Raw genomic sequence first — 23,020 nt, forward strand, 5'->3', positions numbered from 1 at the left:
CAGGCGCCGGATCCGTCCAGGCGTATCAGTAGCCGCTGTTGCTCATCGCGCCCATGCCGCCGAGCACGACGAAGAACAGCACGTACAGCACGACCAGCACGGCCCAGGCAATGGCCGACCAGATGGCCCACTTCTTGGCCTTGGCGGCGGAGTCCTGGGCGCCGGCGATGTCGCCAGCGGCCAGCTTGCCGTTGACCTGTGCGGCGTAGACGATCGATACGATGCCGGCCGGCAGGCAGCAGAACAGGGTGGTCAGGATGGCCCAGACCAGGTTGTTCGGGACCTGCGGAGTAGCGGTATTCATGGGTTCAAGCTCCTTGATGGGTGGTGGTGGTGAATCATTGGTCGGAAAGAGCGCCCAGTACGGCCAAGCCGCCGAACAGCCCGAGCCACAACAGCAACAGGACCGGCAGGGCCACGGCCGAAGCCACTGCCCACCAGCCCGCCTTGCGCGACGCGCTGTAGGCCCCCGGCAGATCGCCAGCCGCGCGGCGGCCATCGACCTGGGAGGCATAGACGATCGACACCACGCCCAACGGCAGGCAGCAGAACAGCGTCGTCAGGATCGCCCAGACCAGATGGTTGGGGATGTAGACCGGACGGCTGAGCGGTGGTGGTTGATTCAAAGCGAGACTCCATTCCTTGGTGGCCGGCCTTGGTGAATCGGCCGAACCTCCCCCCTGTGGGTGCGTAATCTACCGCAACCGGCGTTGCATGTATGCGTTTACACGCACGGCATGTCGTGTTCGCCACTGGACGGTGGCGTATGCGGGGGAGGTTGCCGGGCCTGCCTGTCAGTCCGATTCTGTCAGGCGTGATCGCCGCGCAGGGCCCGCACCTGGGCTTCCAGCGCCTGGGCGTTGGTGGTGTGGCCGTCCATGGACGGTGCCGCCACTACCTCGACGGTGGCTCGGAAACGGCGCGGCACCCGCATGCGGCCGAGGCGGCTGTCGCGCCGGCTCCACATGCTCGACCACATGCCGCGCAGGGCCATCGGCACCACCGGCACCGGCCGCCGTTCGAGGATCTTCTCGACGCCGGACTTGAACGGGGCGATTGCACCATCCCTGGTCAGTGCGCCTTCCGGGAAGATGCAGACCAGCTCGCCTTCGGCCAACGCGGCGTCGATGTCATCGAACGCGCGTTGCATCAGCGCCGGGTCTTCGCGCGCACCGGCGATCGGGATCGCCTTGGCGGTACGGAAGATCCAGCGCATCACCGGGATGTTGAAGATCCTGTAGTACATGACGAAGCGCACCGGACGCGGAATCGTCGCCGACAGGATCAGTGCGTCCATGTAGCTGACATGGTTGCAGACCAGCAGCGCGGCACCTTCGTCGGGCACGTTGGCTTCGATGCCGTGCGGGCGCAGGCGGTACAGGGTGCGCACCATCAGCCAGCTGAGGAAGCGCATCAGGAATTCGGGGACGATGGTGAAGATGTAGATCGCCACCAGCGCGTTGGCGATGGCCAGCGCCAGGAACTGCTGCGGGATGCTCCAGTGCAGCAGCTTGTGCGCGGCCAGCGACAACAGGGCTGCGCCGACGATGAAGCCGGAATTCTGGATGTTCAGCGCCGCGAACACGCGCGACATCTGCGCCTTCGGCGTGCGGCTCTGGATCAGCGCGAACAATGGCACCACGAAGATACCGGTGAACAGGCCGATGCCGATCAGGTCGATGACGATGCGGATGCTACCGGACTGCTGCAGGAAGGTGCCGATGGTCAACCCGTGCACCGTCGCCTCGCCGCTGCGCGCGAAGTACAGGTCGAGCAGGAACGCGGTCATGCCGAACGCGCCCAACGGCACCAGGCCGATTTCCACCGTGCGTGCCGACAGCTTTTCGCACAGCAGCGAGCCGACGCCGGTGCCGACCGAGAACAGGGCCAGCGCAAAGATGTACAGGGTTGGTTCGCCGCCGAGGTTGGTCACCGCATAGGCCGGCAGCTGCGAGGTCAGCACGGTGCCGACGAACCAGAACCAGGACACGCCCAGGATTGAATTGCGCACCGCCTTCTGCTGGCGCGCCATGCGCAGCACCGCCAGCGATTCCGGCAGCGGGTTCCAGTTGATCTTCAGGTCCGGGTCGCCGGCATCGACCTTGGGAATCAGGCGGGCGGCGATGTTGCCGCAGATCGCCAGCGCGATGATCGCGCACGCGGCCACCACCGTGCCATGGCTGCCGGCCACGGTGAACACCAGGCCGCCGACGATCATGCCGGACAGGATCGACATCGAGGTGCCCATCTCGACCAGGCCGTTGCCGCCGGTCAGCTCTTCGGGCTTGAGCACCGAGGGCAGCACCGAGTACTTCACCGGGCCGAACAGGGTTGACTGCATGCCGGTGCAGAACAAGGCGACCAGCAGCACCGGCAGGCTCTGGGTGAGGAAGCCGGTTGCCGCCAGCGACATGATCACGATCTCCATGGTGGTGGTGATCACGATCAGTCGCGATTTTTCCAGCTTGTCGGCGATCTGCCCGGCCAGTGCCGAGAACAGGAAGTACGGCAGGATGAAGATGGCCGGTGCCAGCGTGGCGTACAGCCCCAGTTCTTCCTCCGGCACGGCCATGAACAGCAACATGCTGATGATCGCCTGCCGGTACACGTTGTCGTTGAACGCACCCAGCGCCTGGACGACGAAGAACGGCAGGAAACGGCGCTGGCGCAGCAGGGCGAACTGGTTGTGACCGGACATGGAACCTCCTTGACCGGCGCAGCCTAGCATTCCTGCCTATCCGCTGTGGGTGCGGACCTGTGGGTGCGGACCGTTGGTCCGCACACCTGTCGATGGTCTCAGACGATATCGTCGACCACGCCGCCATCCACGCGCAGTGCTGCACCGGAGGTGGCCGAAGCCTGCGGCGAGGCCAGGTACACCACCATGTTGGCTACTTCCTCGACCGTGGCGGTGCGCTGGATCACCGAAGACGGCCGGTGTGCCATCACGAACTCGCGGCCGATCTGCTCCAGCGGCTTGCCGCTGCGCTGGCGTTCATCTTCGAACATCGCCGCGAAACCGTCGGACAGGGTCGGGCCGGGCAGCACCGCGTTGACGGTGACGCCACTGCCGGCCACGCGCTTGGCCAGGCCGCGCGACAGCGACAGCTGCGCGGTCTTGCTGACACCGTAATGGATCATGTCGGCGGGAATGTTGCGTGCCGATTCGGAGGAGATGAACAGCGCGCGGCCCCAGCCGGCGTCGACCATCGCCGGCAGCAGTGCCCGCGACAGGCGCACGCCGGACATCACGTTGGTCTGCCAGTAGCGCTCCCAGGTGGCGTCTTCGGTCTCGAAGAAGTCCTCGGGGCCGAAGATGCCGGCGTTGTTGACCAGGATGTCGACCTTGGGCAGGCCGGCCAGCAGCACATCGACACCGGCTGCATCGGAAAGGTCGGCGGCGACGCCGATCACCTCGGCACCCGGAACGGCGGCGAGCAGGCGCTGGCGGGCGCGTTCGACACTGTCGGTGCTGCGGCCGTTGAGAATGACCCGCGCACCCGCCGCGGCAAGACCCTGGGCGATCGCCAGGCCGATGCCGGCGCTGGAAGCGGTAACGAGCGCGGTGCGGCCGGCGAGTTCGATCTTCATGGGGGGAGTCCAGGAGCAGGGGATCACCCAGTATCCGCGCAGGACCGTGATCGGGATGCGGCGCCAGGCGCAACACACGGTTGCACACGGTGCAGTAGATCCACGCCATGCGTGGATCTACTGCGGGTCGCGCCAGGCCATGCCCGGCGCCGGCCTTCAGGTGAGCGTGCGCACCGCCTCATTCGCCGCCGCCCGCACCTTCGGCAGCATCCGCAGCACCAGCGCCATCTGCGTGCGGATCAACTGCAGCTTCGCCGGCATCGCCTCGTCGATCTGCTCCAGTTCGGCCGCCACCGCGCGATCAGCGTCGTTGTCGTCCTCGTTGACCGGCTGCCGTGCGGTCAGGGCCGAGGCCAGCTGCTGCAGCGCCTTGCGCACGCGCTCACCGGCCGCCAAGGCCAGCGGGTCGCCAGCAAAGCTTTCCACCTGGTCGCGATGCGCGCCCAGCGCCGACAGATGGCCAAGCAGCGTGTTGGAGAGCGCCAGGAAGTGGAAGCCGGCATCCAGGTTGCGGCGCACATGACCGGGTTCGCGCAGCATGTTCGACAGCGCGGTGGACAGCGCGGCGTCGGCGTTGTGCATGTCGCGGCGGGCGATGCGATAGGCCAGGTCATCGCGCATGCCGCTGCGGTACTGGCCCAGCACCGAATCCAGGTAGCGCGCGGCGGTCTCCAGCACCCGCGCCAGCACAAGGTGCAGCTGGCGGCCCTGCCAGTCGGGCAGGATCAGGAACGCGGCGGCAGCGGCGATCGCGCAGCCCAGCAGCGTGTCGACCATGCGCGGCACGATCAGCACGAAGCCATCGCCGATCAGGTTGAAGCAGGTCAGGGCCATCACCGTGATCGCCGCCGATGCCACCAGGTAGCGGTCGGTGCGGGTGAAGAAGAACAGCAGCGCCGACAGCAGCGCGATCAGCAGTTGCACGTGCAGTTGCGGGAACAGCTGCAGCAGCGCCCAGGTGAGCACGAGGCCGGCCACGGTGCCGACGATGCGCTGCGCCAGGCGTTGGCGGGTGGCGCCGAAGTTGGGCCGGCACACGAATACGATGGTCAGCAGCACCCACGAGCCGTTCTGCGCATTGAACAGGCGGATCGCGGCGAAACCGGCGATCAGCGCCAATGCCATGCGCAGGCCGTGGCGGAACAGGACCGAGCCGGGCGTGAGCTGCTGGCGCACGCGCACGCCCATCTCGCGCAGGGTATGCGGGTTGCTGTCGCGCAGGCGCGTATCGACATTGTCGAGGCTGGCCTCGGAGCGTTCGGCGTCAAGCAGGCGGCGTTCGATGCTGCGCAGGTTATGCACCAGCAGGTCCAGCGAACCCAGCAGTCGCTGCCACTGCGGGCGCTGCTGGTCGCGCAGGTAGGCCAGCGCATCGGCCAGGTCGCGCCCGGCCTGCTGGTTGGTTTCGCCATACACGAACGGGCGGCGCAGGCGGATCGCCTCGCCCAGGCGCGCGCAGGCCTGGCCCTGAAGATCGAGCAGGCGCTGGCAGCGGTACAGCACGTCGCTGTGGAAGAACGCATCGACCAGGGCGCCGTACGGGTAGTGCGAGGAACTGGCGCGCTCGTGGAAATCCTGTGCCATGTAATAGAGGCGCAGGTACAGGCCGGAGTTCACGCCCGGCCGCCCGGAACGGCCGAAGCGGGCGAGAATCGCGGTCTTGGCCTCGTTCAACGCGCCGACCACGCGCCGGTTCTGCTCGGCCAGGTCGAGCTGGCGGCGTTGCAGGTCGGCCTCACGTACCGGTTCGAACAGGGCGGCCTTCAGCTGCAGGTAGCGGCCCAGCTCGATGTAAAGCCGCGCCACGCGCTCGCGCACCGGTCGGTTGGCGAACAGTGCGGTCCACAGGATCGACAGCAGTCCGTACCAGACGGCGCCCGCCAGCAGGTGGCTGACCGCTTGCAGCGCGGTGTGCAGGTCGCTGGCACCGTGCTGCTCCAGCCCGATCATCGTGTAGATCGCCAGCGTTACCGTGGCCTGGGCGATGGATGCGTAGCGCTCGCCGAGCGCGCCCAGCAGGGTCAGGCAGAAGGTGGACAGTGCCAGCGCGCCGATGAAGATCCACGGCCAGGGGAACAGCCAGATCACCGACGCCGCAGCGATGCAGAAACACAGCAGCGACAGCGCCACCGCCTTGGTCCGGCCCCACCAGTTGTCGTCGGTCTCGGCGATGGCGCTGGCGATGATGCCGAGGAAAACGCCGGGCAGGGCGGTCAGCGCATCCAGCTGCCAGCACACGGCAAGCGCTGCGGTCAGGGCGATGAACACGCGCAGGCCGTAACTGGCCTTCTCGTGGGCCCACAGGCGGCTGAGGCGGGATTGGCGGGCGGGCATGCAGGCTCGGCGGAAGGATCTCCCACCATTATTGCGGGGTGCGCGTGAAATATGGAGGGCGGACCACCGCGGTAGTGCCGGCCGCTGGCCGGCAGATTTGCCGTACCGAGAAAGCCGGCCAGCGGCCGGCTCTACCCGTAGATCCACGCCATGCGTGGATGGGCCGTTCTACGCACGCTGCGCGCGCTTGAGCAGCTTCGCTTCGCGCTTGCGCGCGCGACGGGCCCGCCAGCGTTCGGCCAGGCACGAGAAGATCACGTACAGCGCTGGCGTGCTGAGCAGGGTCAGGCTCTGCGAGAACAGCAGGCCGCCGATCATCGCGATGCCCAGCGGGCGGCGCAGTTCGGAGCCTTCGCCCAGGCCGATCGCCAGCGGCACCGCCGCCAGGATCGCCACCATCGTGGTCATCATGATCGGGCGGAAGCGCACGATGCTGGCCTCGCGCGCGGCATCGCGCGGTGCCAGGCCATGCTCGCGCTGCGCCACCAGCGCGAAGTCGATCATCATGATCGCGTTCTTCTTGACGATGCCGATCAACAGCACCAGCGCGATCATCGAGATCACCGACAACTCGGTGTTGGTGCCGAACAACGCGAGCAGTGCACCCACGCCCGCCGCCGGCAGCGTGGACAGGATGGTGACCGGATGGATCAGGCTCTCGTAGAGCATGCCCAGCACCAGGTACACGGTCAGGATCGCGGCGAACACCAGGATCAGCATGTCGCTGGGGTCGGAGTTGAAGCCGAAGCCCGCATCATCGGCCAGGCGGATGTCACCAGGCATGCGCATGCCGGCCACGGTCGCGTCGATGATCGCCTTGGCCTCACCCATGCTCACGTTCGGAGCCAGGTTGTAGCTGAGGTCCATCGTCGTGTACTGGTTCTCGTGGGTGATCTGCGACGGGGCCAGGCCGGGCATCTGCGTGGCCACCGCGGTGATCGGCACCATGTCGCCATTGCGCGCACGTACGTACACCTCGTCCAGCGCGGCGGGGGTGGCGGTCTGCGAGGGCAGGGCGTTGACCACCACGCTGTACTGGTTGATGTCCGAATAGATGGTGGAGATCTGGCGCTGGCCGAACGCACCGTACAGCGCACCGTCGATGGCACCCACGGTGATGCCCAGGCGTGCGGCCTTGGCGCGGTCGATCTGGATGTTCTGGCGCAGGCCGGCGTTGTCCACGTCGGTACCGACATCGCGCAGCTTGGGGTTCTTCTTCAGCTCCGCCTGCAGCTTGGGCAGCCATTCCTGCAGCGATGCCAGGTCGTTGCCCTGCAGCGAGATGCGGTACTGCGCGCCCTGGCTGGAACCGCCGCCATCGTTGCTGGGCAGATCCTGGATCGCGCGCAGGCGCAGCTGCAGGTCGGGGTAGCGGTCGGCCTTGGCACTCAGCCGTGCGAGTGCGTGCGCCGTGGTTTCGCGACGGCCATCGCTGCGCGACTTCAGCTCGATGTTGAACTGTGCGCTGGAGCCCTGGCGGCCGCTGCCCAGGCGCACGCCCACGGTCTTCACCGCGGGGTCGGCCATCAGCATGTCGGTGATGCGGCGCTGGCGGGCGACCATGTCCTCGAAGGACACCGTGGCGCTGGAATTGGCGCGGCCCCAGATCAGGCCGGTGTCCTGCGGCGGGAACGCGCCCTTTTTCACCGCGCCGAACAGGAAGACGGTGGCGCCGATCAGGATCAGCGGGGTCAGCGACAGCAGCAGCGCGTGGCGCAGCGAGAAGTCGAGGAAGACCGTGTAGATGCGAAGCATGCGCTCATGGCCGGCATCCAGCCAGCGGCCGAAGCGCGACGGCGGCGCGCTGTGGTCGTGTGCGCTGAGGAACCGGCTGCACAGCGCCGGAGTCAGCGTCAGCGAGACGATCATCGAGACCACGATGGCCGCCACCAGGGTGACGGTGAATTCGCGGAAGAACGCACCCATCATGCCGCTGGCGAACAGGAGCGGGATGAACACCGCCACCAGCGAGGCGGTGATCGAGACGATGGTAAAGCCGATCTCGCGCGCGCCGGTGAGCGCCGCCTGCATCCGCGGCATGCCTTCGTCGAGGTGGCGCATGATGTTCTCGATCACCACGATCGCATCGTCGACCACGAAGCCGATGGCGATCACCAGCGCCAGCAGGCTCAGGTTGTTCAGGGTGAAGCCCATCACGTACATCACCAGCGCGGCACCGGCCAGCGACAGTGGCACGGTCACCGCGGCGATCAGCGTGGGTGCCAGCCGGCGCAGGAACAGCGCCATGGTCAGCACCACCATCGCCAGGCTGATCAGCAGGGTGATCTGCACTTCATGCAGCGACGAGCGGATGGTCGGCGTACGGTCGAAGTACGGCGTCATCGTGGTGCCGGGCTGCAGGTAATCGCGCAGGGTCGGGATCTGCGCCTTGACCCGATCCACCGTCTCCACGATGTTGGCGCCGGCACGGGTGAACACGTACATCACCACCGCCGGTTTGTGGTCGAACCACGCGGCCTGGTAGGCATCCTGCTGGCCGTCGTAGACGTTGGCGATGTCCTTCAGGCGGATCACCCGGCCATCGCCCTGGGTCTTGACCACCAGGTCGGCGAAGTCGGCGGCACGCGCCACCGAGTCGTTGGCGATGATCGCGGTAGTGGTGTTGCCGTCGCTGAGGAAGCCGGTGGGCGAGGTCACGTTGGCCGCGCGCACGGCGTTGCGCAGGTCGTCGGCGGTCAGGCCGAGCGCGTTCATCAGGCGCAGGTTGACGTCCACACGCACCGCCGGCGTCGAAGCGCCAGCGATGTCGACCGAAGCAACGCCGCTGATCTGGCGGATGCGCTGGGCCAGCAGCGAGTCGGCGACGTTGTACAGCTCGTCGGCCGACTGCGTCTGCGAGGTCAGCGCGATGGCGATGACCGGGTCGTCGTTCGGATTCGCCTTCTGGTACATCGGCGAGCCCATGCCCGAAGGCAGGTCGGCCTGCGCCGAGTTGATCGCGGTCTGCACGTCCAGCGCGGCCGAATCGATGTTGTGGCCGCTCTGGAAGATCATGAACACCAGCGAGCTGCCTTCCGAGCTCGACGAGCGCATGCGGTCGATGCCCGGCAGCTGGCCGAGGTGGCGCTCCAGCGGCGCGGTGACTGTCGAGGCCATGGTCGCCGCATCCGCGCCGGACTGGCTGGCGTGCACGAAGATCACCGGGATCTCGATGTTCGGCAGTGCCGATACGCCCAGGCGCAGGTAGCAGATCAGGCCGACCATGAACAGGCCGATGGCCAGCAGCGCGGTGCCGATCGGGCGGCGGATGAAGGGGCCGGACAGGTTCATCGTGCGGCCCACCGCAGCAGCGGGGCGTGGATCATGCCTGCGGCTCCTGCAGCGAACCGTTGCGCAGTGCGCGCTGCTCGCGGCGGCGCGCCAGCCATTCGGAGAAGCGTTCCATGTACAGGTAGATCACCGGCGTTGTGTACAGCGTGACCAGCTGCGACAGCAGCAGGCCGCCGACGATGGCGATGCCCAGCGGGCGGCGCAGCTCCGAGCCGATGCCGGTGCCCAGCGCCAGCGGCAGTGCGCCGAGCATTGCCGCGGCGGTGGTCATCATGATCGGGCGGAAGCGCAGCAGGCAGGCGCGGCGGATCGCTTCATGCGCGTTGGCACCGGCGCGACGCGCCTCGATCGCGAAGTCCACCATCATGATGCCGTTCTTCTTGACGATGCCGATCAGCAGCACGATGCCGACGATGCCGTCCACCGACAGGCTCAGCCCGCACAGCATCAGCGCCAGCAGCGCGCCGACGCCGGCCGGTGGCAGCGTGGAGATGATCGTGATCGGGTGGATGTAGCTCTCGTAGAGCACGCCGAGCACGATGTAGATCACCACCAGCGAGGCCAGCAGCAGCCACACCACATCGGTCTGGCTGCCGGTGAATTCGGCGGCCTTGCCGATGAACTCGGCATGCAGGTGTGCCGGCATGTCCAGGCTGTCCTTGGTCTCCTGGATCGCACGCACCGCTTCGGACAGCGAATAGCCCGGCGCCACGTTGAACGAAACCGTTACCGCCGGCAGCTGCTGCTGGTGGCTGACCACCAGCGGCGCACTGCTGACCTTGCCTTCGGCCAGCGCCGACAGCGGGATGATGTTGCCGGCGCCGACCGTGATGCCGGTGTTCTGCGCGCCGATGCCGGTGGCGGTGGACGAGTTGGACGAGGTAACCTGGCCGAAGCTGGTGGCATTGGTGCCGGTCAGCGCGCCGGCGCCATTGGAAGCCACGGCCAGCTGTTCCATCAGCGCGGTGCTGGTGCGGAACTCCGGCGCCACTTCCAGCACAACCCGATACTGGTTGAGTTCGGTGAAGATGGTCGAGATCTGGCGCTGGCCGAAGGCATCGTAGAGCGTGTCGTCGATGGTCTGCATCGGCACGCCCAGCACACTGGCCTTGTCGCGGTCGATGTTCAGTTCAAGCGCGCGGCCCTGGTTGGACAGGTTGTTGTCCACGTCGGCCAGTTCCGGGCGCTTGCGCAGCGCTTCGGTCAGGCGCGTGGCCTGCGTGGCCACTTCGGCGCTGTCCACGTCCGACAGCGAGTACTGGTATTCGGTGGCGGCCACGCGGGTATCGAGGGTCACGTCCTGCACCGGTTTCAGGTACAGGGCCACGCCCGGAATACCGGCTACCGCCTTCTGCAGGCGCGGCAGGATCTCATCCAGGCCATCACGCTGGCTGCGCTCCTTCAGCACGATCGACAGCTGGCCCTGGTTGAGCGTGGGGTTCATGCTGCCGGCACCGATGAACGCCGACACGCCGGTCACGTCCGGATCCTGGCGCAGCGCTTCGGCAACCTGCCTTGTGCGCTGTTCCATCTGCGGGAAAGCGATGTTCTGGTCGGCCTGCACCACGCCGGTGATCAGGCCGGTGTCCTGCTCGGGCAGCAGCCCCTTGGGAATCAGCACGTACAGCAGCACGGTCAATACCAGCGCGCCACCGGCCACGGCCAGGATCAGGCGCTGGTGGCCCAGCACCCAGTCCAGGCTGTGCTCGTACAGGCCGACGGTGCGCGTCCACAGGTTCTGCTTGCCGGCCGCCGCTGCACGCTCGTGCGCGTCCTCGCCTTCGGGCAGGGCGTCGGGCTTGAGCAGGTAGGCGCACATCATCGGGGTCAGCGTCAGCGAGATCAGCATCGACAGCACCACGGCGATGCTCAGCACCCAGGCGAACTCGTGGAACAGGCGGCCGGTGACGCCAGGCATCAGCAGCAGCGGCAGGAACACCGCCACCAGCGAGACCGTCAGCGACAGCACGGTGAAGCCGATCTGGCGTGCGCCGATCTCGGCCGCTTCCTTGCCACTCTTGCCCTGCTCGATGTAACGCACGATGTTCTCGATCATCACGATCGCATCGTCGACCACGAAGCCGGTGGCCACCACCAGCGCCATCAGCGAGAGGTTGTCCAGCGACATGCCGGCAAAGGCCATCACCGCGAAGGTGCCGGCCAGCGACAGCGGCACCGCCACCGAGGGAATGATCGTGGCCCACAGCCGGCGCAGGAATACGAAGATCACCGCCACCACCAGGCCGATGGTGAGGATCAGGGTGAACTGCACTTCGTGCACCGAGGCGCGGATGGTCTCGGTGCGGTCGTTGAAGATCTCCAGGTGCACGTCGGCCGGCAGCACGCCCTGCAGCTGCGGCAGGATCGCGCGGATGCGCTCGACGGTCTGCACGATGTTGGCGCCCGGCTGGCGGCGCACTTCCAGCAGCACCGCCGGCTTGCCATCGGCCCAGGCCGCCAGCTGGTCGTTCTCCACGCCGTCGACCACCTCGGCCACGTCGGACAGCCGCACCGGGCGGCCGTTCTTGTAGCTGATGATGGTGTCGCGGTACTCGGCGGCGCTGGCCAGCTGGTCGTTGGTGCCGATGCTGTAGGACTGGGTCTTGCCGTTCAACGAGCCCTTGGGCGCATTGACGTTGGCTTGGGTGAGCGCGCTGCGCAGCTGTTCCAGGGTCAGGCCCATGTTCGACAGCTGCGCCGGATTGACCTGGATGCGCACGGCCGGGCGCACGTTGCCGGCAATCGAGACCAGGCCGACGCCCTGCACCTGTGACAGGCGCTGGGCCAGGATCGAGTCGGCGTAATTGTTGACGTCGCGCAGCGGGCGCGTGTCAGAGGTCAGTTTCAGGGTGACGATGGCCGCGTCGGCCGGGTTCACCCGGTTGTAGACCGGCTGGTAGGGCAGCGACGAGGGCAGGGTGGCCTGGCGGATCGCCGCCTGCACGTCCTGCGCGGCGATGTCGATGTCGCGGTCCATCGAGAACTGCAGGATGATCGTGGACAAGCCAGCCGACGAGTCGGAGGTCATCAGCTCCAGCCCGGAGATCTGCCCGAACTGGCGCTCCAGCGGCGTGGTGACCAGCGAGGCCATGGTGGTGGCGTTTGCGCCGGGGTACTGGGTGGTGACCACCAGGCTGGGCGCATCGATTTCCGGCAGCGCCGACACCGGCAGCTTGCGGTAACCGAGGATGCCCAGCAGCAACAGGCCCGCCATCAACAGCGAGGTAGCGATCGGGCGGCGGATGAAGATCGTCGAAAAGCCCACGGACTGATCCTTGCTGGCACTTCAATGTCGGCGCCGGCGGGTCCGCCGGCGCGAGGGAGAACCGTGGCCTGCGCTCAGCGCGGACCGCCACCGCGACGGCCACCGCCGCCACCGTTCTTCTGTTCGGCCGCCTTCAGCTCGGCCTCGGTCGGTGCGGCCGGGGTTTCGCCCGGCTTCAGCGCGGTGACCTTGCTGCCCGGCTTCAGGCGGAACTGGCCTTCACTGACCACCCGCTCGCCGCCCTTCAGGCCTTCGGCGATCTGCACCTGGCTGTCGCCCACTTCCACGCCGCTGCGCACGGTCTGCATCTTCACCGTGTTGTCGCCCTGCACGACGTAGACGTACTCGCCATCCGGCCCACGCAGCACGGCCTGGGTCGGAATGACCACGCCGCCGGCAATCGTGCGCAGCTGCATGCGCACGTTGACGAACTGGCCCGGCCACAGGCCGTTGTCGGTGTTGTCGAACAGCGCGCGCGCCTTGAAGGTGCCGCTGTCGGCACTGATCAGGTTGTCGACCACGTCCAGCTTGCCGTCGCCGGACAGCACGTGCGAGTCGGCGCGGTCCAGTGCTGCCACCGGCACCGCGCCGGCGGCCTGCGCCTGGCGCACGTCGCCGAGCTGGCGTTCGGGCAGGTTGAACAGGACGTGGATCGGGTGGATCTGGGTCAGGGTGACCAGCGCGGTGCCGGCGTTGACCACGTTGCCCGCGTCGACCGCGCGGATGCCGGCGATGCCGGTGATCGGTGCGGTGACCCTGGTGTACTGCAGCTGCACCTGTGCCGAGCGCATGCTGGCTTCGTTCGCCGCGACTGCGCTTTCGTACTGTGCCACTTGGTTTCGCTGTGTATCCAGATCGGTCTTGGCGACGAACTGGCGATACTCCGGCGCATTGGAGCGCTGGTAGTTGGAGCGCGCGGTGGCCAGCAGCGCCTCGTTCTGGCGCTTGGCTGCCGCGGCCTGGTCGTAGCTGGCCTGGGCAGTGCGTGGATCGATCACTGCCAGCACGTCGCCCTTCTTCACTTCCTGGCCTTCGCGGAAGTTCAGGCTCATCAGCTGGCCACCGACCTGCGGGCTGACGGTGACGGTGTTCATTGCCGTCACGGTACCCAGTGCGCTGGCATACACCGGTACGTCCTGGTGCGTGGCCTGGACCACGGTCACCGGCACCGGGCCGGCATCCGGGTCTTCGCCACCCTGGCGCGCTCCCGCTGCCGGCTTTCCAGCCTTGTCCTTGCCCCCGCCGATGACGCGCAGGCCGACCACGGCCAGTACCAGAACCGCCACGACCAGCAGCACGATCTTCCAAACACGTGACATTACGAGGACTCCAAGAGGGCTGGACGGGGCGCGGCCCCGGTTGGCAATGCGCAAAGCATACCTGTGCCACATCACGTTTCCTGCATGACGGATGGGACGGGCGCTAAGACCGGATCCGGCCGCGGAGGTTCCCGTGGCGGCGGTGTTGCCCTACATTCAGCTGGACCCCTCTTGCTGTGGAGATTGCGATGCGCCGTTCGCTGCTGCTGTCCGCCCTGCTGCTGGCCCTGCCGGCCGTTGCCCACGCCCAGGACGGGCAACGCCCCGAAGTGACCGCTGCTGCCCAGCGCCTGCAGGCCAAGGTGGTTGAATGGCGCCGCGACTTCCATCAGCACCCGGAACTGTCCAACCGCGAGGCGCGCACCTCGGCCGAGGTCGCCAAGCGCCTGCGTGCGATGGGCTTGAAGCCGAAGACTGGCATCGCCCACCACGGCGTGGTGGCGATCATCGAAGGCGGCAAGCCCGGCCCGAAGATCGCGCTGCGCGCGGACATGGACGCGCTGCCGGTAACCGAACAGACCGGGCTGCCGTTCGCCTCCAAGGCCACCGACCAGTACCGCGGCCAGACCGTGGGCGTGATGCATGCCTGCGGCCATGACGCGCACACCGCCACCTTGCTGGGCGTGGCCGAAGCGCTGGTGTCGATGAAGAAGGACCTGCCGGGCCAGGTGATGCTGATCTTCCAGCCGGCCGAGGAAGGCGCACCGCCGCCGGAAGAGGGCGGTGCCGCGCTGATGCTGAAGGAAGGCCTGTTCGCCGACTTCAAGCCGGAGGCGGTGTTTGGCCTGCATGTGTTCTCCAGCGTGCAGGCCGGCCAGATCGCGGTGCGCGGTGGCCCATTGATGGCAGCCTCGGACCGCTTCGGCATCAAGGTGATCGGTCGCCAGACGCACGGCTCCGCACCGTGGAACGGTGTCGACCCGATCGTGGCCACGGCCGATCTGGTCGGTACCGCGCAGACCATCGTCAGCCGCCGCGCCAACCTCTCCAAGCAACCGGCGGTGCTGACCTTCGGTGCGATCAACGGCGGCATCCGCTACAACATCATTCCGGACGAGGTGGAGATGGTCGGCACCATCCGCACCTTCGACGAGGGCATGCGCCAGCAGATCTTCGCCGACCTGCGCAACGTGGCCGAACACACCGCCGCCGCGCACGGGGCAAAGGCGGTCACCGACATCTACGAATCAGAAGGCAACCCGGCCACGGTGAACGACCCGGCGCTGACCGCGAAGATGCTGCCGAGCCTGCAGGCGGTGGTGGGCAAGGACAACGTCTACGAGCCACCGCTGCAGATGGGCGCGGAGGATTTCTCGCTGTACGCGAAGGAAGTGCCGGGGATGTTCTTCTTCGTTGGTTCCACCAGCGTGGGCATCGACCCGGCGACGGCGCCGGCGAACCACTCCCCGAAGTTCCTGCTGGATGAGAAGGCGCTGGATGTCGGACTGCGCGCGCTGCTGCAGGTGAGCCTGGATTACCTGCACGGTGCCGGCACTCCGGCGGGGTGAGGGTTTCCGGCAGGGCTTGCAGCCCTGCACCCGCCTAAATCAACGTCAACGTCAAAAGCGGGCATTCCGTGGGATGGCGGGGTGGGTCCGGTGGCAGGGGACGCTGCAAGTACGTCCATGTAAGCTCGGTCGCCGCATCCATGCGGCTCACGCCCCTGCCACCGGACCCACCCCGCCTTCGACAGTTTCCCGCGGCTGTTGGTGCCCGCTGCTGTTGGTGGGTGCCGACCGTTGGTCGGCACGGCGGACGTCATGAATGTCTGAAGGATCGGCTTCTGATTTTGATTTTCCTGATCTTTCCCGTGGTGGTGGTGGCGCGCAAGGAACTGTCAGGGGCCGGGTGGGTAGGCGGGGCGGGGGTGTCCGCGGCATGGATGCCGCGGCCAAGCCCCCAAGGACGGGTTTACGGCGTCCCCCGACCCGCCTACCCACCCGGCCAAGCCGATAGACCGCCTTCCACGACCAAACAACAAAACCACCACGGAGGGGCTCCGCCGTTGGCCGGCCCGGCCGAAGGCACGCCGTCCGCGCGATACAATGACCCCCATGAACACCCCACAGGATTCCAGCCTCGGTCGCGAGGTCAGTTACCCGTCGCAGTACGATCCCGGCCTGCTGTTTCCCATCCCCCGCAGCGGCGCCCGCGCCGAGATCGGCCTCGATGAGGCCGCGCTGCCGTTCGTCGGCCATGACCGCTGGCACGCCTTCGAGCTGAGCTGGCTCGACCCGCGTGGCAAGCCGCAGGTGGCCGTGGCCACCGTGCAGGTGCCGTGCACGTCGCCGCGGCTGATCGAATCGAAGTCGTTCAAGCTGTACCTCAACTCCCTCAACAGCACCCGCATCGACAGCGCCGAGGCACTGCGCGCGCGCATCGTGGCGGATCTGTCGGATTGTGCCGGTGCGCCGGTCCAGGTCGAGTTCGGGCTGCCGGGCCTGCGCGAGACGCCGCTCGGTGAATCCATCGACGGGCTGGAGCTGGAGATCGACTGCTACGGCCCGCCGCAGGCGGACTTTCTCTCGGCCAATGCCGGTGAGGTGGTGGAGGAGACCCTGGTCTCGGCACTGCTGAAGTCCAACTGCCCGGTCACCGGCCAGCCGGACTGGGCGACGGTCAGCCTGCGTTACCGCGGGCCGAAGATCGATCGTGCCGGCCTGCTGCGCTATCTGGTCAGCTACCGCGAGCACGCCGAGTTCCACGAGCAGTGCGTTGAGCGGATCTTCAGCGAGGTGTCTGCGCGCTGCCAGCCGCAATGGCTGGAAGTGGAGGCGCGCTATACCCGCCGTGGTGGCCTGGACATCAACCCGTGGCGCGCCAGTCCCGGCATTGCCGCCCCGGCCGCGACCTACCGCGAACTGCGCCAGTAACCGCTGCAGGCGGTTGCCCGTTGTGCCGGGCCATGCCCGGCGAGCGCCGGCCAGCGGCCGGCACTCCCATGATTCGCAGGCGGTTACGGGTAGTGCCGGCCGCTGGCCGGCAATCGGCCAAGGCCGGATCCCCCTGGCACAGCCGGCCAGCGGCCGGCACTACCGGGCACCGTCTCTCCCGATTGTTCAGCCGCCCCCCGGGGCGGCTTCACATCTGCACCATCCCCATTTAACAACCGCCATGGCACCGTGCGAGCCACGTAGTCATGCAGACGGGAGTTGTGGATGAGTACCGAGAAGAAAGCCGATTTCTCCGGCGTCAGCGCCAGCGTCGACAGTACCGCCGAGCAGGTGCCGAAGGCGGACTTCTCCGGCGTGAGCGCTTCGGTGGACAGCACCGCCGAGATCGTCAGCGGCGGCACCTATACCGTGCAGAAGGGTGACTCGCTGTCGAAGATCGCCAAGCAGCATCTGGGCGACGCCAACGCCTGGAAGAAGATCTTCGAAGCCAATCGCGATGTGCTTGACGACCCGGACAAGATCTTCCCGGGCCAGACCCTGAAACTGCCGCCGAAGTAAGCCGGCGATCGAACGCCGTCCGACAATCCCTGGGAGGAACCCCGAATGATCAAGACCACCCCGCTCCAGACCGCCCTGATCGCCGCCCTGCTGGGCAGCGTTGCCTTGGTCGGTTGCAAGAAGAAGGAAGAGTCGACCGACACCAACGCCGCTCCGGCCGCCACGGCTCCGGCCGAGCCGGCAGCGCCGGCACCGATGACCGGTGCACCGCCGCCGATGGCGGAAGCTGCCGCGGTCAGCGTTTCCACCGTCACCGTGGGCAAGACCGCTGCCGCCGACAAATCGGTCGCCCCGGCTGCACTGTTCTCGCCGAAGGATGATGTCATCGTCTCGGTCAAGACCGATGGCGCCGCCAACAACGTCAATGTCGGTGCCAAGCTGACCTTCCAGGACGGCCAGGTGGCCGGCGAACAGACCGCGACCCTGAATGCCAGCGGCGCGGAGACCACCAACGTCACGTTCAAGAATGCAAAGGGCTGGCCGGCCGGCAAGTACCGCGCCGAGGTCACGGTCGATGGCAAGGCGGCTGGAACGCCGCAGGAGTTCGAGGTCAAGTAAGTCCTGCCGACTCTCTCCCGGCAGGACTCACGATGGACGCAGCCGCAAGGCTGCGTCCTTTTTTATTGGCCGGTGGCTGGCTTCATCCATGCATGGCGTGGATCCACTGACGGCGGCGTTCGCGCAGACCCACGCCGTGCGTGGATGGATCACAGCGTTGCCGCCGTGCAGTACCGCCGCGTATGGCGCGGCTTTGCCCCGCGCGGCTGAAAACGCGACAATGCAGGGGTTTCCCCGCCGCGCGCCCACCCTGACGGCGACGGGGGAAAGCGACACGGTTGCACGTGGCCCGGCGCTGGCGCCGGCCTTCCCCTGAGCATTGCTACAGAGTCCAAGTCCCCCATGTCCAAGATCCTCTACACGCTGACCGACGAAGCACCGTTCCTGGCGACCCAGTCGCTGCTGCCGATCGTCGACGCCTACACCGCCACTGCCGGCATCGTGGTGGAAACCCGTGACATCTCGCTGTCCGGCCGCATCCTGTCGCAGTTCCCGGAACTGCTGTCCGACGCGCAGAAGGTCAGCGACGACCTGGCCGAGCTGGGCCAGCTGGCGACCACCCCGGACGCCAACATCATCAAGCTGCCGAACATCTCCGCCTCGGTGCCGCAGTTGAAGGCGGCCATCAAGGAACTGCAGGACCAGGGCTATCCGCTGCCGGATTACCCGGAAACCCCGGCCGACGACCAGCAGCGCGACTACAAGGCGCGCTACGACAAGGTCAAGGGCAGTGCGGTGAACCCGGTTCTGCGCGAAGGCAACTCCGACCGTCGTGCACCGCTGTCGGTGAAGAACTACGCGCGCAAGCACCCGCACCGCATGGGCGCCTGGGCGTCGGATTCGAAGTCGCACGTCGCGCACATGGCCGCCGGCGATTTCTACGGCAGCGAGAAGTCGGCCACCCTGGCCAACGCCGGTGCGCTGAAGATCACCTTCCACGGTAAGGACGGCAGCGCCGTCGTGCTGAAGGAAAAGACCACGGTCAAGGCCGGCGAGATCGTCGATGCCGCCGTCATGAGCCGCAAGGCGCTGGCCGCGTTCATCGGTGAGCAGATCGCCGATGCCAAGGCCCAGGGCGTGCTGTTCTCGCTGCACCTGAAGGCGACCATGATGAAGGTCTCCGACCCGATCATGTTCGGCGTGGCGGTCAACGAGTTCTACAAGGACGTGCTGGCCAAGCACGCCGACGTGCTCAAGCAGGCCGGTTTCGATGCCAACAACGGCATCGGTGACCTGGCCGCGCGCCTGCCGTCGCTGCCGGAAGCCACCCGCGCCGCGATCGAAGCGGACCTGGCCGCCGAGTACGCGCAGCGTCCGGGCGTGGCCATGGTCAATTCGGACAAGGGCATCACCAACCTGCACGTGCCGAGCGACGTGATCGTCGACGCCTCGATGCCGGCGATGATCCGCGACTCGGGCAAGATGTGGAACGCCGAAGGCAAGCTGCAGGACACCAAGGCGGTCATTCCGGACCGCTGCTACGCCGGCGTGTACCAGGCCGTCATCGACGACTGCAAGGCGCACGGCGCCTTCGACCCGGCCACCATGGGCTCGGTGCCGAACGTCGGCCTGATGGCGCAGAAGGCCGAAGAGTACGGTTCGCACGACAAGACCTTCCAGATTGCTGCCGACGGCGTGGTCAAGGTCACCGACGATGCCGGCAACGTGGTGTTCGAACACGCCGTGGAAGCCGGTGACATCTGGCGCATGTGCCAGACCAAGGACGCTCCGATCCAGGACTGGGTCAAGCTGGCCGTCGAACGCGCCCGCCTGAGCAGCACCCCGGCCGTGTTCTGGCTGGATGCCGCCCGCGCCCACGACGCGCAGGTCATCGCCAAGGTCGAGCAGTACCTGAAGAACCACGACACCACCGGCCTGGACATCCGCATCCTGCCGCCGGTGGAAGCCACCGCGTTCTCGCTGGACCGCATCCGCAAGGGCGAGGACACCATCTCGGTGACCGGCAACGTGCTGCGCGACTACCTGACCGACCTGTTCCCGATCATGGAGCTGGGCACCAGCGCCAAGATGCTGTCGATCGTGCCGCTGATGGCCGGTGGCGGCCTGTTCGAGACCGGCGCCGGTGGTTCGGCCCCGAAGCACGTGCAGCAGTTCGTCGAAGAGGACTACCTGCGCTGGGATTCGCTGGGTGAGTTCCTGGCCCTGGCCGCGTCGCTGGAACACCTGGGCAACCGCTACGACAACGCCGCCGCCCGCGTGCTGGCCAAGGCGCTGGACGAAGCCAACGGCCAGTTCCTGGACAACGACAAGTCGCCGTCGCGCAAGCTGGGTGGCATCGACAACCGTGGCAGCCACTTCTACATCGCGCTGTACTGGGCGCAGGCGCTGGCCGCACAGGACGAAGATGCGGCACTGAAGGCACGCTTCGCACCGCTGGCCAAGGCACTGACCGACAACGAGCAGAAGATCGTCGAAGAGCTGATCGCGGTGCAGGGCAAGGCCGTGGACATCGGCGGCTACTACCGCCCGGACGTCGCCAAGGCGAGCAAGGCGATGCGCCCGAGCGCGACCTTCAACGCCGCGCTGGAGCAGCTGCGCGGCTGATCCATCGCCGTTCGGTCGTGACACCGGAACCCGCGCTTCGGCGCGGGTTTCTTTTGGGCTCCGGGTCAGAACCCTTTTGCCATGCAAAAGGGATCTGACCCCATTCGACCCGCGTCCAGAACCGTGATTCCCGTCGGCTGTCGGAATGTCGTCAACGAGGCATGAAACTTGCCCGCGATGGCCGTCGCAGAACTGATCGGGCACCGTCTGCAACCGCCCTCGATCTGAGCAGTCGATCACGACGGCTGCCGCTGGCGATGCCCTAGCCTTGGCGACGCGAGGCCACCGGGGAGGTGGCCGCACGGGGAACACGGATGGCACGCGTGCTGGTAGTGGGAACCGACATCCAGGGCGAGCAGGCCCTGCTGCAGCGGCTGCGCGTGGCATCGGCCCTGCCGGACGGCCAGATCCGCCGCAGCCAGGACCTGGACGATTGCGACCTGCTGGTCATCCGCGATACGCCGGCGCTGCGCAACGCGGCCCAGCGCATGCGCCAGCAGCGTCCGCGACTGCAGTGCTGGATCGAAGACATCGGCGGCCAGCTGCGTGATGGCGACGGGCACCAGGACGTGCTTGATGACAGTGCCATCGGTCGCGCGCTGCGTCGCATGCAGTTGGCAGTGGAGCCCTTGGCCATGCACGCACCCGCACCGATCCGCCTGGCTGATGGTGCGCATGCCATCACCCGTCTGCTGCGCGAGCGGCTGCCGCTGCGACAGGGCCAGGCCCTGTTGAGTGATGCGGGCGAGCCTCTGCTGCTGATGGACCTGGAGCATGACCAGGCCGTGCTGCTGCAGGAACCGGCTACGGCCCTGGTGGAGCGTTTGGCCGATGCCTTCGAACGCCTGCAGCTGGATGCGCTGACACCCGCACGCCTGCATGGCCTGGCCGGCGAGCGGCCACGCCAGCCACTGCGGCCGCTGCTGTGGCAATGGGCGCAACGCAGCCGCCATTGGCAGGCACTGGACGAACGCCTGCGCGGCGCTTCGGTAAAGCTGCTGCGCTGGCCCGATTTCCGTGTGCTGGGCCATGACCATGATGGCTTCCGCCTGTGCTCGCTGCTGCTCAAGCGCGCGTGCACGGTGGACGAGTGCGCGATGTTGCTTGATCTGCCGCCTGCGGCCGTGCGTGATTTCATCCATGCCGCTTACCTGTGCGGTTACGCGCAGCTGCAGGCAGCGCCGGCGGTACCGCTGGCGGAACGCGCTGCCGGCGCTGACAACGGCCTGCTCGCCCGTCTGTGGCGTCACCTGCGTGGGAGCGAACGCAATGCGTGAGCACAAGGTGGTGGTGCTGGGCGGCATGGGCAGTGGCAAGTCGACCCTGGTGCGCAGCATCGCAGCCGGCGCGGTGGTCGACACCGACGTGGCCAACAGCGACCGCCTCGGTGCCGACAAGGCCTCCACCACGGTCGCCCTGGACTATGCGGATATCGACCTGCCCAATGGCGAGCGGCTGCGCCTGTATGGCACGCCGGGACAGCAGCGTTTCGATTTCCTCTGGCCGATCCTGCTGCAGGGCGCCCGCGGCGCCGTGCTGCTGCTGGATGCGCGGCGCGCGGGCGTGGTTGCCGAACTGGAGGATTACCTGCAGGTGTTGCGGCCGTTCGCATCGTCATTGGCGCTGGTGGTGGCCGTCACCCATCTTGACCAGGCACCGCACGCCGCGCTGGATGACTGGGCCGCCCTTGCCTGCCTTGATGACCAGCCGCTGCCGCTACTGGCCGTGGATACCCGCGACCGCGAACAGGGATTGCTGCTGATGGATGTATTGATGGGCGAGATGGAAGCGCACGCACTGGTGGCCGCGCATGGCTGACGGGCAGGTGGCGCTGTTGCCCGACGCCGGCCAGCGTGAGCGCCTGCAGCCCTTGCTGCGAGACCTGCAGCAGCGGGTGGAAGGCATACGCACGGTGGTGCTGGCCAGTGTGGATGGCTTCGCCCTGGTCAGTGCCGGTGCCGAAGGGCGCGGTGAACGCCTGGCAGCGATGACCAGCGCGATGCTGGCGCTGGCTGCAGCGGTCGGGCGCGAACTTGTGCTTGGGGATCTGCAGACGCTGATGCTGGAGGCCGCGGGCGGCAAGGTGCTGATGCAGGCGATCCAGGCCGAGGGGCGCGTGCCGTTGCTGCTGATGGCGGCCTGCGACCAGCGAAGCGTGATCGGCCAGGTGCTGTGGCAGAGCAGGGAATGTGGCCAGGCGATCCTGGCCGAACTCGGCGGATCGTGAGCCCGGCCGCAGGGGAACGAGGGGCTCGAACCAACATCGACAAGGGGTGCGACGTGGCTGGACTGAATGAATCGTTGAACGCACTGATGGGCATCGACGGCGCGCAGGCAGTGGCGCTGGTCGACTATGAAAGCGGCATGCTGCTGGGCGAAGCCGGTGCCGGCATGGACATGGAAGTGGCCGCCGCCGGCAACACCGAAGTGATCCGTGCCAAGATGAAGACCGCCGCATCGCTGAACCTCAACGACAGCATCGAGGACATCCTGATCTCGCTGGGCAAGGCGTACCACATTATGCGCCCGGTGGCGAAGAAGAAGGGCCTGTTCTTCTACATCGTGCTGGACCGTACCAGGTCCAACCTGGCATTGGCACGGCGCAAGGTGCAGGACGTGGAAGCCGAACTGGCGATCTGAGCCAG

17 protein-coding genes are annotated in these 23,020 nt (G+C 67.2%); 9 read left to right on the forward strand and 8 right to left on the reverse strand.

Annotated elements, in window-relative coordinates:
* Positions 1–25 precede the first annotated feature (25 nt).
* The 8 genes from AC5P6X_RS03575 to AC5P6X_RS03610 form a co-directional block, all read right to left on the reverse strand.
* Complete coding sequence (locus AC5P6X_RS03575) at positions 26–304, reverse strand: CD225/dispanin family protein (RefSeq protein WP_005411298.1); 279 nt, start codon at positions 302–304, stop codon at positions 26–28.
* A gap of 34 nt (positions 305–338) precedes the next feature.
* The gene (locus AC5P6X_RS03580; protein ID WP_005411297.1) at positions 339–626 is read right to left on the reverse strand and encodes a CD225/dispanin family protein; all 288 of its coding nucleotides are present in this window, start codon (positions 624–626) and stop codon (positions 339–341) included.
* Between the two features lie 182 nt (positions 627–808).
* Positions 809–2,698 (reverse strand): MFS transporter, encoded by a 1,890-nt coding sequence (locus tag AC5P6X_RS03585; protein ID WP_033833573.1) that lies wholly within the window; start codon positions 2,696–2,698, stop codon positions 809–811.
* A gap of 98 nt (positions 2,699–2,796) precedes the next feature.
* A complete protein-coding gene (locus AC5P6X_RS03590; RefSeq protein WP_329757063.1) occupies positions 2,797–3,591 on the reverse strand; it encodes an SDR family NAD(P)-dependent oxidoreductase in 795 nt (264 codons plus the stop codon).
* Between the two features lie 156 nt (positions 3,592–3,747).
* Positions 3,748–5,925 carry a YccS family putative transporter gene (gene yccS / locus AC5P6X_RS03595; RefSeq protein WP_108270554.1) on the reverse strand — a complete coding sequence of 726 codons (2,178 nt, stop codon included), beginning with the start codon at positions 5,923–5,925 and terminating at the stop codon, positions 3,748–3,750.
* A 168-nt stretch (positions 5,926–6,093) separates the two neighbouring features.
* On the reverse strand, positions 6,094–9,216 hold the full coding sequence (locus AC5P6X_RS03600; protein ID WP_005411292.1) for an efflux RND transporter permease subunit: 3,123 nt from the start codon (positions 9,214–9,216) through the stop codon (positions 6,094–6,096).
* Positions 9,217–9,247: 31 nt separating this feature from the next.
* On the reverse strand, positions 9,248–12,481 hold the full coding sequence (locus AC5P6X_RS03605; protein WP_329757064.1) for an efflux RND transporter permease subunit: 3,234 nt from the start codon (positions 12,479–12,481) through the stop codon (positions 9,248–9,250).
* A 74-nt stretch (positions 12,482–12,555) separates the two neighbouring features.
* Positions 12,556–13,800 (reverse strand): efflux RND transporter periplasmic adaptor subunit, encoded by a 1,245-nt coding sequence (locus tag AC5P6X_RS03610; protein WP_012481427.1) that lies wholly within the window; start codon positions 13,798–13,800, stop codon positions 12,556–12,558.
* 188 nt (positions 13,801–13,988) lie between these two features.
* Here AC5P6X_RS03610 and AC5P6X_RS03615 point away from each other — a divergent pair, with 188 nt between their 5' ends.
* From AC5P6X_RS03615 to AC5P6X_RS03655, 9 genes are all read left to right on the forward strand, one after another.
* On the forward strand, positions 13,989–15,308 hold the full coding sequence (locus AC5P6X_RS03615; protein ID WP_012481426.1) for a M20 family metallopeptidase: 1,320 nt from the start codon (positions 13,989–13,991) through the stop codon (positions 15,306–15,308).
* 546 nt (positions 15,309–15,854) lie between these two features.
* Positions 15,855–16,673 (forward strand): NADPH-dependent 7-cyano-7-deazaguanine reductase QueF, encoded by an 819-nt coding sequence (gene queF / locus AC5P6X_RS03620; protein ID WP_033833570.1) that lies wholly within the window; start codon positions 15,855–15,857, stop codon positions 16,671–16,673.
* A 285-nt stretch (positions 16,674–16,958) separates the two neighbouring features.
* Positions 16,959–17,252 carry a LysM peptidoglycan-binding domain-containing protein gene (locus AC5P6X_RS03625; RefSeq protein ID WP_005411287.1) on the forward strand — a complete coding sequence of 98 codons (294 nt, stop codon included), beginning with the start codon at positions 16,959–16,961 and terminating at the stop codon, positions 17,250–17,252.
* A gap of 45 nt (positions 17,253–17,297) precedes the next feature.
* Positions 17,298–17,810 carry a hypothetical protein gene (locus tag AC5P6X_RS03630; RefSeq protein WP_005411286.1) on the forward strand — a complete coding sequence of 171 codons (513 nt, stop codon included), beginning with the start codon at positions 17,298–17,300 and terminating at the stop codon, positions 17,808–17,810.
* A gap of 342 nt (positions 17,811–18,152) precedes the next feature.
* Entirely contained in the window at positions 18,153–20,375 is a 2,223-nt protein-coding gene (locus tag AC5P6X_RS03635) for an NADP-dependent isocitrate dehydrogenase (protein WP_005414674.1), read from the forward strand.
* 314 nt (positions 20,376–20,689) lie between these two features.
* Complete coding sequence (locus tag AC5P6X_RS03640) at positions 20,690–21,652, forward strand: hypothetical protein (RefSeq protein ID WP_024957688.1); 963 nt, start codon at positions 20,690–20,692, stop codon at positions 21,650–21,652.
* A complete protein-coding gene (locus tag AC5P6X_RS03645; RefSeq protein WP_049418054.1) occupies positions 21,645–22,193 on the forward strand; it encodes a GTP-binding protein in 549 nt (182 codons plus the stop codon). The genes AC5P6X_RS03640 and AC5P6X_RS03645 overlap by 8 nt, the downstream gene beginning before the upstream one ends.
* A complete protein-coding gene (locus AC5P6X_RS03650) occupies positions 22,186–22,602 on the forward strand; it encodes a roadblock/LC7 domain-containing protein (protein WP_099485023.1) in 417 nt (138 codons plus the stop codon). The genes AC5P6X_RS03645 and AC5P6X_RS03650 overlap by 8 nt, the downstream gene beginning before the upstream one ends.
* A 53-nt stretch (positions 22,603–22,655) precedes the next feature.
* Positions 22,656–23,015, forward strand: coding sequence for a hypothetical protein (locus AC5P6X_RS03655; protein WP_005411280.1), 360 nt, complete (start codon positions 22,656–22,658; stop codon positions 23,013–23,015).
* The last annotated feature ends 5 nt before the right edge of the window (positions 23,016–23,020 follow it).

The organism is Stenotrophomonas sp. YJH_SMC_40 (assembly GCF_059368615.1).

Coding starts and splice junctions, on each gene's coding strand:
- AC5P6X_RS03575 (WP_005411298.1), bottom strand. CDS start 304: ATGAATACCGCTACTCCGCAGGTCCCGAACAACCTGGTCTGGGCCATC.
- AC5P6X_RS03585 (WP_033833573.1), bottom strand. CDS start 2,698: ATGTCCGGTCACAACCAGTTCGCCCTGCTGCGCCAGCGCCGTTTCCTG.
- AC5P6X_RS03590 (WP_329757063.1), bottom strand. CDS start 3,591: ATGAAGATCGAACTCGCCGGCCGCACCGCGCTCGTTACCGCTTCCAGC.
- yccS (WP_108270554.1), bottom strand. CDS start 5,925: ATGCCCGCCCGCCAATCCCGCCTCAGCCGCCTGTGGGCCCACGAGAAG.
- AC5P6X_RS03600 (WP_005411292.1), bottom strand. CDS start 9,216: ATGAACCTGTCCGGCCCCTTCATCCGCCGCCCGATCGGCACCGCGCTG.
- AC5P6X_RS03610 (WP_012481427.1), bottom strand. CDS start 13,800: ATGTCACGTGTTTGGAAGATCGTGCTGCTGGTCGTGGCGGTTCTGGTA.
- AC5P6X_RS03615 (WP_012481426.1), top strand. CDS start 13,989: ATGCGCCGTTCGCTGCTGCTGTCCGCCCTGCTGCTGGCCCTGCCGGCC.
- queF (WP_033833570.1), top strand. CDS start 15,855: ATGAACACCCCACAGGATTCCAGCCTCGGTCGCGAGGTCAGTTACCCG.
- AC5P6X_RS03625 (WP_005411287.1), top strand. CDS start 16,959: ATGAGTACCGAGAAGAAAGCCGATTTCTCCGGCGTCAGCGCCAGCGTC.
- AC5P6X_RS03630 (WP_005411286.1), top strand. CDS start 17,298: ATGATCAAGACCACCCCGCTCCAGACCGCCCTGATCGCCGCCCTGCTG.
- AC5P6X_RS03635 (WP_005414674.1), top strand. CDS start 18,153: ATGTCCAAGATCCTCTACACGCTGACCGACGAAGCACCGTTCCTGGCG.
- AC5P6X_RS03640 (WP_024957688.1), top strand. CDS start 20,690: ATGGCACGCGTGCTGGTAGTGGGAACCGACATCCAGGGCGAGCAGGCC.
- AC5P6X_RS03645 (WP_049418054.1), top strand. CDS start 21,645: ATGCGTGAGCACAAGGTGGTGGTGCTGGGCGGCATGGGCAGTGGCAAG.
- AC5P6X_RS03650 (WP_099485023.1), top strand. CDS start 22,186: ATGGCTGACGGGCAGGTGGCGCTGTTGCCCGACGCCGGCCAGCGTGAG.